The organism is Methanosarcina baikalica (assembly GCF_031461075.1).
Classification (GTDB): domain Archaea; phylum Halobacteriota; class Methanosarcinia; order Methanosarcinales; family Methanosarcinaceae; genus Methanosarcina; species Methanosarcina baikalica.
Window position 1 is genome coordinate 1 of sequence record NZ_JAVKPK010000086.1, and the last position, 13,099, is coordinate 13,099.

Consider the following 13,099-nt stretch of genomic DNA (forward strand, 5'->3'; position numbering starts at 1 on the left):
GGTTTTTTATCTAGATAATTTTTTTAAAAAAGAATTGATGAAACAGGGTTCATCAAAAATAAAATAGTCTTCTTATGTTATGCGGTCTGGGGTCATACCGATTACACTTTCTCAAGAGCCTGTTCCAGATCTGAGATTATATCTTCTATATCCTCAATACCTACGGAAAGGCGTATGTAATCCGGCTTAACACCTGTCGCTTCCTGCTCGGCTGGGGTTAACTGCTGGTGTGTTGTAGTTGCTGGATGGATAACAAGACTCTTGGAATCCCCTATGTTCGCAACGTGTGAAAATAGCTTAAGAGAGTTAATAAACTGTTTACCCGCTTCCACACCACCTTTCACACCAAAACCTATCAATGCACCATAACCACCTTTGAGATACTTGAATGCAAGTTTGTGGCTTGGATGATCCGGTAAACCGGGATAATTGACCCATGAGACCTTCGGATGGTTTGAGAGATATTGTGCTACCTTGAGTGCGTTTTCGGAGTGTCGCTGTATCCTCAGGTGCAGGGTCTCAAGTCCCTGAAGTAACAGGAACGAATTGAAAGGTGAAATAGCTGCACCTGTATCCCGAAGAAGCTGCAGCCTTACTTTGAAGACGAATGCTACATTCCCAAGCCCCGGAAAGGCTGAAAATGTGTCCCAGTATTTCAGACCGTGATACTCTGGATCAGGATCTGTGAGTTCCGGGAACTTGCCGTTGTTCCATGAGAACTTTCCTGAATCTACTATCGAACCGCCAATTGAATTCCCATGCCCGCCGATGAATTTTGTTGCAGAATGCACAACGATATCAGCTCCATGTTCAATAGGTCGGACAAGCCCTACCGCACTTGTATTGTCTACGACAAGCGGAATCCCGGCTTCATGAGCAATATCTGCAATTGCCTCAAAATCCGGAATATCCAGCTTCGGGTTACCTAATGACTCAATATAAATAGCCCTGGTTTTTTCATTGACAGCTTTTCTATATGCTTCGACATCAGTTGAATCTACAAATACCACTTTCCTTCCCAATTTGGGGAAAGTGTAATTAAAAAGTTCATAGGTTCCGCCGTAGAGATTGTTGCCGGATACAATTTCGTCTCCGATGCGGGTAATAGCTAACAGAGCGTAAGTTATTGCTGCTGAACCGGATGCAACTCCAAGGGCTCCGCTACCACCCTCAATGGCAGCTATGCGCTGTTCGAACACATCAGTAGTAGGGTTCATTATACGGGTGTAAATGTTGCCAAGCTCTTTGAGGCCGAAAAGATCGGCTGCATGATCCGTGTCCCGGAAAACATACGAGGTTGTCTGGTATATCGGTACTGTACGTGACCCTGTAGCCGGATCCGGACTCTGTCCAGCGTGAAGGGCAAGTGTTCCTAATCTATAGTTATTTGTTGCCATTGGAATTATTCTCCTTGTTTATCTGAAGTTTGTATTTGTCAGCTATGTCGTGGAAAGTATCAACTACATAGCGAACTTTTTCCCATGAAAGTCCGTATGTGTTCAATTTCCATACGCGTGTAGCTCCTGCAAATTCTCCGACAATGCCCTTGCGTGAGAGTTCGTCTGAAAGGAAGAAACCTCTACGCTTATGCTCCTGTGCTATAATATCGAAGTTACCACTTGTGTTTATTTTAGAGAGAGTATGCTTGCGTGGATACTCAGAGACAACTCTGCTGCCGTCTATAGCAAGTAAACCATTAATCAGATAGTTCGACTTTTTCAGCTCGTCTTCCCAGTTATTTACTCTCTCCCTGACAGCAGGGAAAGAAGCCATCATACCTATCAGTGTCGAACCCATCAATGTGCAGCCGAGCATCTCGACTTCTTTTACGCCAAACTTGCGTTTGGTGAGATCGCCCGTCATCTGAGTAGTACGGAATACCCTGGGAGCCCATTCCTCGGTTGTTGCCAGCACTCCGGAGGGAGCAGGAGATGCCATGCTTTTATGACCTGAACCGACTACAAAATCCGCACCAATATCCTTTCCATCGACTGGCCTGACCCCAACAGTATATGCCCCATTGTACAGGAAAGGAATATCATACTGGTGTGCAACTTTTGCAATGCCTTTTACATCATGTTCATTGGCATACTGGTAATCAAAGTGATCGATCATCACCAGTACAGGTAGTTTGCCTGTTTCCTGCTTAATTTCTTCAATCTTCTCAGCAGTAGCATCTGCTGTTACGAGCTTATGCTCGTCCAGGGGCACTTCCCTTACTATTCCTCCTGCTTCTTCCACCGCCAGGAACTCTGTATAGTGAGCCAGGGATGAAACAACTACAGAATCACCTTTATTGACCAGAGTGGAGGCCACTGCCTGGAAACCTCTCCTTGCACCGGGCACTACGCGAGCAACATCCATGTTAACAAAGCTAGCCAGTTGTTCATGAAACGGAGCGATGGGTGGACTGGTTATCTTGTCCAGCCTGAAGGGTTTGCGGCAGGCATCACAGGTAGAATAGCCGTCGCCATATGCTATGAGGGCTTTTCGTGCTTCCGGTGTAAGCCGTCCGGCTGCCTGGATTGGCTGTATATTGATATGCGTCTCTTCTCTTGACCTGATATCAATAGTACCGGCTATCTTCCTGACTTCGGGTATTCCGGTACCTTTCTCTATATCATCCAAAATTTTTCGGACTCTGTTTACTCCTTCCTTAATGGAGTGTTCCTCTTCTGAATTTGTGATATTTGGAAGTGTTTGTCTAAGGGTCTCCCTAATATCTTCAAGGGCAAAAAGTGCCTCAAATGTTTTTTGTGTTCTTATATCCATATATTACCCCTAAGCTAAGACCCGGAATCGAACCGGGATAAATGGATCTGCAGTCCACTGCGTAGCCTTTCCGCCACCTCAGCATTCATTAATAGTTTTGAACTGTACTTTTGTCCCATATTCCGCAAATGTACACAATTGCAGAATCCGTTTGCAGATCTGCCCAACAGTTCTCATTTAAATTGATGCTGATTTTTACGTTATTACCATATTGAGAAGTTAAGTAGCAGTTGTGAACTTCTGCGGAAAGGGGTTGTACAAATAGTGTTGCAGGTTCTGAGAATTATGTTTTGTCTGTTTATCTACGACTGAGTTTTCATGTATTCCGAGTTAAGTCATGTTGATGATTGTCTACACACACTTCACAATTGGGAAGTTACGAGTTGCTATTAATATTTGCTAATAATATTTGCTAGTAATATTCTCTTTGGTAATATTCGCTTATATTTGAACCTCCTTTTAGGCCAACAGCGCCTCAAAACTTTTCTGTAAAAAGTTTTCTTTTTGTATCCGTGAGAAAACTTTTAAGCCAAAGCCCGGAATCGAACCGGGTTGAAATGGATCTGCAGTCCATTGCGTAGCCTTTCCGCCACCCTGGCAATAACCTCTTCACAATTGTGAACCGGCAACACACCATATTCATCATTAATATTTAAACTTACTTTTATAGGCAAAATATGCCTTTTTAGTCAAATAGAGCCCAAAATTTTTCTGTAAAAAGTTTTCTTTTTGTATCCGTGAGAAAACTTTTAAGCCAGAACCCGGAATCGAACCGGGTTGAAATGGATCTGTAGATTCATTGCGTAGCCTTTCCGCCACTCTGACAATAATATATTTACAATTATGAGCTGGCAATATATGATACTCATTATTAATATTCAAAAATATTTATTAAGGTAAAAGGCAATTCAAATATCTCTATGGTTTGAGATCTAGAAGATTCAAATGAACAAATACAGATAATATATTCTCCGTATTGATGTAACGTGAAGCAAGATTGTAAGGTCACTCAGGATACCATCAAAGAGACATCTCTTCCTTGAAGCTACTGGGTTGATAGTGATTTGATCATAGCGAAAAAGAGGAGGCAAGAACTTTACAAATGAATTCAATTATCAACAGTAGGAGAAGGTTAAAGCTTCTATTACATACGGAACCCGAGGATAAGCTGTTGCGAGATCAGGTTCCATGTTGAAGTTACCATACAGCCATATATTCTATTTACAATCGATTACTAGAGGCCTATGAATATTGATCCATGTTTCTACAATGTAATATACATTGAAGATTTGATATAGCCGGGATTCTCCTTCTTCACAAAGATCCCATACTACTTTCGTATCTTGAACACTGTTAAAGCAAATTGCCTCGATTGATTCTAACTTTAAGAAGAATATAGTAAACTTCGTTCTGTCAAAGATCTCTACTTTCACATTTAACCGGTTTTAAATTCTACTTTTATTTGCTTTACGACTTTGTTCCTAAATCCAGTGATTTTTGCATTTTTTTGATTGAAATATTAAATTTACAGGACGAATTATTTCATCAAGCAAATTTAATATTCGATCTACAGAAATCAGCCTATACCTATGAGTGGTGTTCAGAGATTTGTAACAAATTTCAAAATTCAGTTGTTTTTTAACTTAATATTCATCACCGGATTCTGGAACTAAATACTCTTTACCTGGAAGTTTTTTTATTTTTGTTCTACTTTTCGGAGGATTTTCGGATGTTTTTTGGAGGTTCCCGAAGAGCTTTCAGGGGCTAAAGTACTTCAAAGTGCTTTCTCTACCCTTATATTCACAGAAAACCCCTAAGCTAAGACCCGGAATCGAACCGGGATAAATGGATCTGCAGTCCACTGCGTAGCCTTTCCGCCACCTCAGCATTCATTAATAGTTTTGAGCGTTAATTTTTTTCACCCAATATTCCGTAGAGGTACATAGATGTAGAAATTATTTGCCTGCTTGCCTGATAATCTCATTTTTGTGTACTTCTACGGATAGTGGGTTTTAAGAGTAATATTGTGGGTTTTACGAATGAAGTCTGTTCTTTATGACTTGAGTTTCCACCTCTAAGTTGAGTCACATTTTTATTGGCTGCACATACTTCATAATTGTGAAGCTGTGATTTGTTCTTAACATTTACTTTTATTTGAACCTCCTTTTAGGCTAAATAATGCCTGAAAAAGTTTTCTTTTTGTATCCATGAGAAAACTTTTAAGCCAGAGCCAGGAATCCAACGGCATGGAATGGATTTACAGTCCAATGCGTAGCCTTTTCGCCACACTGGCAACAGTGAGTTCACAATTGTGAACCGACAATAAATCATACTCACTGTTAATATTTAAATCTGCTTTTTAGGGCAAAAAACGCCTCAAATGTCTCTTCGGTTTGATCGAGATTCGTTCAAATCAGTAAATACTGTTTATACATCTTTTCTATGATGTAATTCATGCCTTCACAAAAGCTACAGATGAGATTATATACTGGCAGATCATGTTTTTTCATATTGTGCGGAAAACAATTGAAAAGAGAATCTAAAGAATGTAATTGAAGAAAGAGTGTTACTGCTACTTGGAGACCCTCTGAAGAAGGAGTACAAAAAAAAGAAAAGGAGGTTAAGAACTTTACAAATAAGCTCAATCAACAACAGTAGGAGGAAGTTAGGGCTCCGGTTATATATGGAACCGGAGGATAAGTTGATGTGCGACCAGGTCCCACGATGAAATCCCCATAAAACCCTGTGTCCTTTTTAGAATCCGTTGTTATATGTCCATGCACATTGATCCCTGTTCCTGAAATGTGATACATATTGAAGATTTGATATAGCCGGGATTTTCCTTCTTCAAAGAAACCACCTAATACTTTTATACCTTGAACAAATTCCTGTTCAATCAGCTCAAGAGGATTAGTTCTAACTTCAAGAAGTATATACTCCACTGTAAGAAGTAAATGCTCTATCATACGTAAAGTTATATACAACTCAATTAGATTAAGAGCCTCCCAGACGATTTCAACCGTAAGTCCGTCGTCAAGAGCTTTCCATGCCGTTTCAACAGCATGTTCATCACGATCGAGGGCAGCATGCTTTGTTCCGTCAACGATCTCTCCATTCATACTTTAACCTTGCTAAATTCGTGATTTTACCTTCTTTAAACTCATATTTTTACCTGTTTTCGATAGTTTTTCTATTTTGTTTCAATGTTTTTCCGAGGATTTCCGGCTGTTTTTCAGGGACAAAAGCATCTCAAAGTGCTTTCTGTACCTTTATATCCATAGAAATCCTCTAAGCCAGGACCCGGAATCGAACCGGGATTAATAGATCTGCTGCCCATAGCATAGCCTTTCTGCCATCCTGGCATTTATCAGATTCACAATTGTGAACTGACAAAACACCATATTCCTCATTAATATTTAAATCCCTTTTTTAAGGCAAAATGTGCCTGAAAATAAAGCCATGGAGATTAGTTACTGAAAAATAGTGATCCTGAGACTGACAATCTGTCAGAACATAGTAACGTGACCATTTTGTCAATGTCGAAGACATGCACAAAAGGCACAGAAAAGCTTCGGTTGTTTTGGTTGAGGGTACTGGAAAAACAGAGGCTGCTATAGTTATTAAATAGCAGGAATCTAACGAATATGACCCTTGCCAGCACTCTTATCTATACGCGAGTCAAACGCCAGGTTCGGGTTATTTTGGGACCCAATCCGTCTAAAAAAGGATTAAAAATTTTAAAAGCTTTGGAATTAAGTCGCTATTTTATATAAAGCTTTCAAGATTGAATACCTTTTATTCTCCAGGGTTACACTATAGTAAGGTACCAGTTTCAATCAAATGATTAATCTAGTAACGTTTTGATCGGTTTGAATCCGCACAAAAACTACTCTCATTATGAGTAACGAATAGACGATTAGGGCTTAGGAATCTTTTTTTGAACTTCAGCCACAAATTCGGTTGTAAGTGCCTCGTTGCGCCTTTTTGATCCAGGTCTACATGTTATTTTACTAAATTCTAAATCTTTAATAATTTGTCTCATTCTTGATTCGGAAAAGAGATATTAAACATCTCTTTGACAAATTGAATTACATCTTTTGTTTGCCAACCACGATAATAGCCATCATTTGTTGATATGGGCTCTGAAAGTGCTTTCTTTAACTCCGAAAGTTGTTCTGCTGTTAAAAGAGCCTTTACTCCTCTACCAGGTTTAGATTTAAGACTGAGTAAACCTTCTTTTTCAGCATGCTTTATCCAGCGACAAATCGTTGAGCTGTAGACCGAAAAATCTTCTGCAACTTTAGCTGGACTCAAACCGTTTTTTAACCATAATAAGCTTGAAGTCTCATCTGCTTGTTTTTGTCACAGGAATTAATGGTTGCTTTAGCAATATCATGCGTAGTAAACATATCCAGGCTCATAATTAAATTAGAGCTGATCCCAAAACCAATTTCATTCTCAATTATTAAGAGTTTCAAAAATAATTTTCATGATCCAAAACCTTGATTTATTATTCCGAATACAGATTCAGAGATTGAATTTCGAGTTTTGGGATCAGCTCTTAATATAATTATCATAAGTATATAAAAATTGCATTATATCAAGAAAAGATATAGAGCTCAACCAATTAAGGATATAATGGACTGGCCCCAGACATTTGTTAACGCTCTGACCGGAGAAGCAAAGGTGTATTATTACGATTCTGAAATACCTAGTGTCTAGGAAATTTAGTTATGAGTCATCATAATTAAGAAAGGGACTACAGATGAGGACTTGTTTAAATATTAATGCTCTATAATTAAGTTGCCAGGACACTAGAGCCTTTGCTGCGGGAAAAAGCATTTTTTTATCGATGGGAATGCTTGAATTGATGGACGACATGGAGTTAAAAGCTATACTTGCTCATGAAGTATGGCATCTTCGCCATAACAACAAGACGCCTGTATTAAGACAGCTGTCACTTATGACTTTTACAAAAAACCGTTCAGAATATGAACTTGAACTCCTTGCTGACACTTTTGCTGAAGAGATCGTTAGTGAAAACGCAGTAAAATCTGCAAAAAATTAAACTAAAATTCCAGCCACAAAAGCGTGGCTTGTTTTTAATTAGACACATAAATCTAATTTAAGAATCTTGAGTATTTTCAGTTCCTTTATAAAAACATTCGTTTTTTAGTATTCAATTTAGTCTATACATCGGATTTCATCATAACCTTTTTAATTCACAATTGTTAATATTGATTAGTTCACGATTGTTAATATTGAGTGTTCACAATTGTAAACATTAAAAATTGGTACACAATAAATGTAATTAGCAGATATATCTAGCAAATATACTGCAGTATTTTGCTTCTCTGAAGTGCATAATTATGGATATCGAACTGAATGCAACTAACAAAGCAGAACTGATAAGCATAGGGAGCGTCCAGGTAGACAAATCCCTTCTTCCAAATCAGCTTAAGAGCAAGGCTACAGCAGGCCCCGGAGCAGGTGGGTCGTCAATTTTTCTCAGGTCGGGAAACAGGCGCGTGAGACTTACAATTAATGATTTTTCTCCTTTGCGTGCAGTGCCGGAAGATGAACACGTGGTTGTCATGAAAGGTGATGATGTGATTGCCAGAGGAGTACTTGAACGTCCGCTCTGCCATTGTCCGGAACAGGCATACATCACGTTATCCGAAAAATGTGTATATGATTGCCAGTTTTGCCCTGTACCTAAAATGCAAGGCGAGATAAAAGACAGCGCAAAGGTTCTCCAGATGGTTGCGGAAGCTCATGCAACAGGTGAGCTGAAGGCAATTTCCCTTACCAGCGGTGTAGCGGTTTCGCCAAAGAAAGAAGTCCAGAGGGCAGTAGATATCATAAAACAGCTTACACGTGAGTATGATCTCCCAATAGGTGTGTCTGTCTATCCCACAACAGGTTCATCAGAAGAACTTTATTCTGCAGGCGCATGCGAGGTAAAATACAATGTTGAGACTATGGATCCTAAACTTTTCCGTCGCTTTTGTCCGGATCTCTCGCTTTACACAGTTCTTGATGCTCTTGACACTGCAGTGAATATTTTTGGCAGAAACCGGGTATCTTCAAACTTTATAATTGGCCTTGGGGAAAGTGACGAAATAGTCCGAAAAGGCATCAAGCACCTTACAGACCGCTGTATAATTCCAATTCTCAGACCTATATCCCCCCATCCTCTTAGAAAAGAGGTGAAGATCAATAGGCCAGACGCTGAAAGGCTTCTAAAACTGGGTAGTATGCTGAAAGATATGCTCGACCGTCAGTCACTCTGTGTAGACGAATCGCGCACAATGTGCCTGTTCTGCACCGGCTGCGACCTGGCACCTCATATAGATCTTTGAATCGTATGGTTAATTTCAGTTCAACATTGAAGCCATCAGCCATTTTCTATCCGTGCTGTTGTAATGGTAATTCCTCAGGTAGTTACTGAGAAAAAAATTCAAAGTTTTGAATTAGTTGATTCTTTCTGTTCGCTGAATTAGTCGATTCTTTCCTTTTTATATATATTTTTAACCTAATTTGGACATTTAATTATTTTATTTTGGCTTAAAGGGATAATATTTTCTATAATACGGAAAGTTTTATAAAAGCCAAATCTAAACAGTTGACTACATGATGCAACAATTCACTCCACAAAAATTTACTCTTACCATTCAATCTGGAAAAAACAGATTTGGAGAACAGGAAGGATTTGAAAGCATAGAAATAAGGCCAGGGGATACCCTCTCAATTGTAGGCCCGACAGGCTCGGGAAAATCAGCTTTAATTAATGATATTGAAAACCTTGCACAGGGAGACAGTGTAACAGGCAGACGGATCCTTATCAATGGGGAGGAACCTCCCGAATCCTTCGTACGGGAACCAGCCTTCAAACCAATTTCCCTGATAACCCAGAACACCCGCTGTCTTGCAGACCTCTCAGTCGAAGCATTTATGCTGATGCATATAAGAGCAAGGCGACCCGGCAGGGAAGACTTGCTTGACGAGACAATAAATCTTGCAAATACATTTACCGGAGAAGAGATCAGCCTCAAAAGCCGGATGAGCGGTTTATCCGGAGGCCAGACCCGTGCGCTCATGATTGCAGATGCACTTGTAATCGGCGATACCCCAATCCTCCTGCTTGATGAGATAGAAAACGCAGGTATCTTCAAAGACCGTGTCATCCAGTCTCTTCAGGGAGGCAACAAGGCAGTAATTCTTGTAACACATGACCCGTATCTTGCTCTTACAGCAAGCAGGCGCATAGTGATGAAACATGGGGGAGTTTCCTCTGTGATCGAACCTACGGGGCAGGAGCAGCATCTTATTGAAGATCTTGCCATAGTTGAAGACAGGCTTCACCAAATAAGAGAGAAAATCAGAATGGGAGCTGCTTTTTCATCCGATTCGTCAAAAGTCTTGATGACTGCAGCTGCACAGGGCCTGCAATTGAACAGGGTGTGAGCTATAAATGAAACTTCTCATAATTGCGGGTCCGCCAAGTGGGGGAAAAACTGCTGTGATTCGTCAGGTTATAAAAAATCTCCCTGAAGGATCACTTCCTGCCTTCCTGAAAATTGATGTTGTACATGCAACCGAAGACCAGGAACTTGCAGAAGAGTTTGATATTCCTGTCAAAAAGATTTATTCCGGAGATGTGTGTCCTGACCATATGGGAATTCTGGTCCTTGACGACGCATTACGCTGGGCCGAGAGTATATCAAGAAATATTCTGATAATTGAAAGTGCAGGCCTCTGTCTAAGGTGTACTCCTTACACGACTTACTCCCTTGGAATTGCAGTTGTCAGCGCGATCTCAGGAACAAATTCCCCGTTCAAAATGGCCCCTTTACTTGCTCTTGCAGATGTGGCAGTTGTTACCAAGACTGATCTCGTATCACAGGCAGAAAAAGAGGTTTTCAGGGAAAGTATCCGAAAAGTGGTCTCGAATATTGACATCGTAGAGACAAACGCAATTCAGGGAACAGGGTTAAGATACCTCATGAGGCGGATTGCCGATCAACCGGATATAGGGCCTGAACCGATCGTACTCAGAGGTGCTCCTCCGCTTGGCGTATGTACAATCTGTATCGGGAAAAAAGAGATTGGATGGAAAAACCACTTTGGAGTTATCCGCCCACTGGATATGCCAGAGCCCTTATACAGAGGTGACTGATGGTGAATAAATGGAATCCCCCTGGCAAAAACTGTGGGGCTTGCGGCTCTCAGACCTGTTCAGACTTTGTTGACCGCCTTGAAACCGGCTTAACAGAGGTAGATTTATGTCCGTTCTATAGTAAAGAGAATATCGTGAGCCAGGGAAGCATTTTGAGCCGGGAAAATCTTGCGATCCAGGCAAGAAATATCCCTTATTCAGGCATAGATGTGACTGGAAAAGAGTATGATTTCGTTCTTCTTCCATTTCCGGATGAGCCTTCAGCACGCAAATTTATAGTGCCTTTCAGGGCAGACCTTGTGGAATTGTGGGGGATTAAAAAAGGAGAGCTCGTAACCGGCCGTCCGGCAGGTCCTGGCTGTCCTGTTTATCACGCTTTGAGAGTTCTCAGTGCAAACCCGGTCACAGGTGTAATTGAATGCCATACCGTGGGTCCTATGGCTGCAAGAAAAGAAGACGTTCATGATATTCAGGCATACCATGTCCATGCTTTTGAAGGAATTGCCAGTACTATAAAGAAACCTCCTGTCTTCGGAACCCGCCAGTATTTCCTGCCTGGCAACTGCATGATAGGGCTTGCACATACGGCTCTGGTGAATATGTGTTTTCAAAAACCTTCTGGACTTCATGTCCGGCTTGAGGATATAAGGATACTATGAAAACTATCGAAGAAATAAATGAGAAAATCGCACGCAAAGAAGCGATAATCCTGACTGCTGCCGAACTCAAGTCCATGGTTCGGGACGGTCAAAATGTGACTGTTGACGATGTGGATGTAGTCACGACCGGAACATTTGGCGTGATGTCTGGCACGATGGCAGTTATGATGGTACCGGTTGCAGGAAAATGTAGTTTTGAAAGGGCAGATTCTATCTGGTTAAACGGTGTGCCTGCTCAACCAGGTCCCTGTCCCAATGAGCGTCTCGGAGTCGTGGACCTGGTTATTAACGGAACGGCACATGCAGATGATCGGTATGGAGGAGGACATCTTTTCAGGGATCTTGTAAAAGGAAAAGAGATCGATGTTCTTGTGGAAGCACACGGCAGGCGTTATGAAAATCGAGTTACGCTTGATGATATAGAATATGCCAGGATCATTACCACAAGGCTCGCATTTAAAAATTACCACGCACTAATAAACCCCACCTCCTCAACGATTAGCACTATCTTCTCTGTTACAGGCCTAACAGGTCCTTTTACGGAAACAACCGTATCTGGGTGCGGTGAAATAAATCCTCTGCAGAACGACCCCTCTCACAGGACAATAGGCGTGGGTACAAGGGTTCTTTTGAATGGAGCTCCGGGTTATATTATGGGAAAAGGAACCAGGTCCAGCCCTGATAAACCGAACGTTTCCGCCTTTGCAGATATGAAGGATATGGATCCTACTATGATGGGAGGGATGAAAACTGCACATGGGCCTGAGTGTCTAACTTCCCTTGCAGTTCCGATACCTGTCCTTGATGAAGAGATCCTCTCGGGATTAAAAATCCTGGATCACAACGTTCCACTACCCGTATCAGATGTAAACGGGCGCACTGCACACACAAAAGTAAACTACGGTCATATCTGGGAAGGCACCGATAAAGTTATCCGCGTCGAAAAAGATAGGTGCATGCATCATCCAGATTGTGCTGCAATGCGCACCTGCCCAACTGAAGCAATTTCAAATAATTTCGATATCAACAGAGACCTCTGTATCAACTGCGGCACCTGTACAATCCAGTGTTCTGAAGGAGTATTCCGTGCAAGACTGGGAGCTATAGAACTGGCTGAAGGAACTGTCCCTATATCACTGCGGCAGTCAGACAGAGCAAGGGCAGAAAAACTCTGCACACTGCTTAAGAACCAGATTCTGAAGCAAACGTTCGTACCAACGAAGATGATGGAACCTCTCTAACGAAACCCTTTTTTGTGAACTTACTTTGGAATCATAGTACTGGTGTCACGTCTACCATATAATGTTGTAGAAAAATATAATGTTGTAGAAGACAGATTACAATAGTTCATAATTATAGGACACTTCTGGATTTACGCGACACCAGTCCACATAACATTAGAAGATCATTTTATTTTTGATAATATTGGATTTTTGGGTCATTTACTGATACAAAGTTGGCATTTTCATGATAAAAGAAAAACTTGAGT

Annotated in this window: 8 protein-coding genes, 3 tRNA genes and 2 pseudogenes; 6 read left to right on the forward strand and 7 right to left on the reverse strand. The window is 41.0% G+C overall.

Translation table 11 applies throughout. The annotated features are described in order from the left end of the window. Window positions 1–101 precede the first annotated feature (101 nt). The 7 genes and pseudogenes from RG963_RS14900 to RG963_RS14930 all read right to left on the reverse strand — a co-directional run. Window positions 102–1,397 (reverse strand): O-acetylhomoserine aminocarboxypropyltransferase/cysteine synthase family protein, encoded by a 1,296-nt coding sequence (locus RG963_RS14900; RefSeq protein ID WP_310577075.1) that lies wholly within the window; start codon window positions 1,395–1,397, stop codon window positions 102–104. Next, window positions 1,384–2,772 carry an O-phospho-L-seryl-tRNA:Cys-tRNA synthase gene (gene pscS / locus RG963_RS14905; RefSeq protein WP_310577076.1) on the reverse strand — a complete coding sequence of 463 codons (1,389 nt, stop codon included), beginning with the start codon at window positions 2,770–2,772 and terminating at the stop codon, window positions 1,384–1,386. Before pscS ends, RG963_RS14900 begins: the two co-directional genes overlap by 14 nt. Before the next feature lie 12 nt (window positions 2,773–2,784). After that, window positions 2,785–2,855, reverse strand: a tRNA-Cys gene (locus RG963_RS14910). Between the two features lie 444 nt (window positions 2,856–3,299). After that, a tRNA-Cys gene (locus tag RG963_RS14915) sits at window positions 3,300–3,371 on the reverse strand. A gap of 1,217 nt (window positions 3,372–4,588) precedes the next feature. Continuing rightward, window positions 4,589–4,659: transfer RNA gene (locus RG963_RS14920), tRNA-Cys, on the reverse strand. A 758-nt stretch (window positions 4,660–5,417) separates the two neighbouring features. Further along, window positions 5,418–5,891: a hypothetical protein gene (locus RG963_RS14925; protein ID WP_310577077.1), complete on the reverse strand. Its 474-nt coding sequence runs from the start codon at window positions 5,889–5,891 to the stop codon at window positions 5,418–5,420. Between the two features lie 739 nt (window positions 5,892–6,630). Then, window positions 6,631–7,193: pseudogene (locus RG963_RS14930) on the reverse strand (helix-turn-helix domain-containing protein); the annotation flags it as partial. A gap of 407 nt (window positions 7,194–7,600) precedes the next feature. On the opposite strand from RG963_RS14930, the pseudogene RG963_RS14935 reads away from it, so the two are divergent. From RG963_RS14935 to RG963_RS14960, 6 genes and pseudogenes are all read left to right on the forward strand, one after another. Continuing rightward, window positions 7,601–7,840 (forward strand): annotated as a pseudogene (locus RG963_RS14935) (M48 family metalloprotease); the annotation flags it as partial. 301 nt (window positions 7,841–8,141) lie between these two features. After that, a complete protein-coding gene (locus RG963_RS14940) occupies window positions 8,142–9,134 on the forward strand; it encodes a radical SAM protein (RefSeq protein WP_310577078.1) in 993 nt (330 codons plus the stop codon). 271 nt (window positions 9,135–9,405) lie between these two features. Then, window positions 9,406–10,239, forward strand: a complete 834-nt coding sequence (locus RG963_RS14945; protein ID WP_310577079.1) for an ATP-binding cassette domain-containing protein — start codon at window positions 9,406–9,408, stop codon at window positions 10,237–10,239. Between the two features lie 7 nt (window positions 10,240–10,246). Continuing rightward, window positions 10,247–10,951 (forward strand): GTP-binding protein, encoded by a 705-nt coding sequence (locus RG963_RS14950; protein ID WP_310577080.1) that lies wholly within the window; start codon window positions 10,247–10,249, stop codon window positions 10,949–10,951. Continuing rightward, complete coding sequence (locus RG963_RS14955; protein ID WP_310577081.1) at window positions 10,951–11,610, forward strand: (Fe-S)-binding protein; 660 nt, start codon at window positions 10,951–10,953, stop codon at window positions 11,608–11,610. Before RG963_RS14950 ends, RG963_RS14955 begins: the two co-directional genes overlap by 1 nt. After that, on the forward strand, window positions 11,607–12,851 hold the full coding sequence (locus tag RG963_RS14960; protein WP_310577082.1) for a methanogenesis marker 16 metalloprotein: 1,245 nt from the start codon (window positions 11,607–11,609) through the stop codon (window positions 12,849–12,851). The genes RG963_RS14955 and RG963_RS14960 overlap by 4 nt, the downstream gene beginning before the upstream one ends. Window positions 12,852–13,099 lie beyond the last annotated feature (248 nt).

Coding starts and splice junctions, on each gene's coding strand:
- RG963_RS14900 (WP_310577075.1), bottom strand. CDS start 1,397: ATGGCAACAAATAACTATAGATTAGGAACACTTGCCCTTCACGCTGGA.
- RG963_RS14945 (WP_310577079.1), top strand. CDS start 9,406: ATGATGCAACAATTCACTCCACAAAAATTTACTCTTACCATTCAATCT.
- RG963_RS14955 (WP_310577081.1), top strand. CDS start 10,951: ATGGTGAATAAATGGAATCCCCCTGGCAAAAACTGTGGGGCTTGCGGC.
- RG963_RS14960 (WP_310577082.1), top strand. CDS start 11,607: ATGAAAACTATCGAAGAAATAAATGAGAAAATCGCACGCAAAGAAGCG.
- pscS (WP_310577076.1), bottom strand. CDS start 2,772: ATGGATATAAGAACACAAAAAACATTTGAGGCACTTTTTGCCCTTGAA.
- RG963_RS14950 (WP_310577080.1), top strand. CDS start 10,247: ATGAAACTTCTCATAATTGCGGGTCCGCCAAGTGGGGGAAAAACTGCT.
- RG963_RS14940 (WP_310577078.1), top strand. CDS start 8,142: ATGGATATCGAACTGAATGCAACTAACAAAGCAGAACTGATAAGCATA.
- RG963_RS14925 (WP_310577077.1), bottom strand. CDS start 5,891: ATGAATGGAGAGATCGTTGACGGAACAAAGCATGCTGCCCTCGATCGT.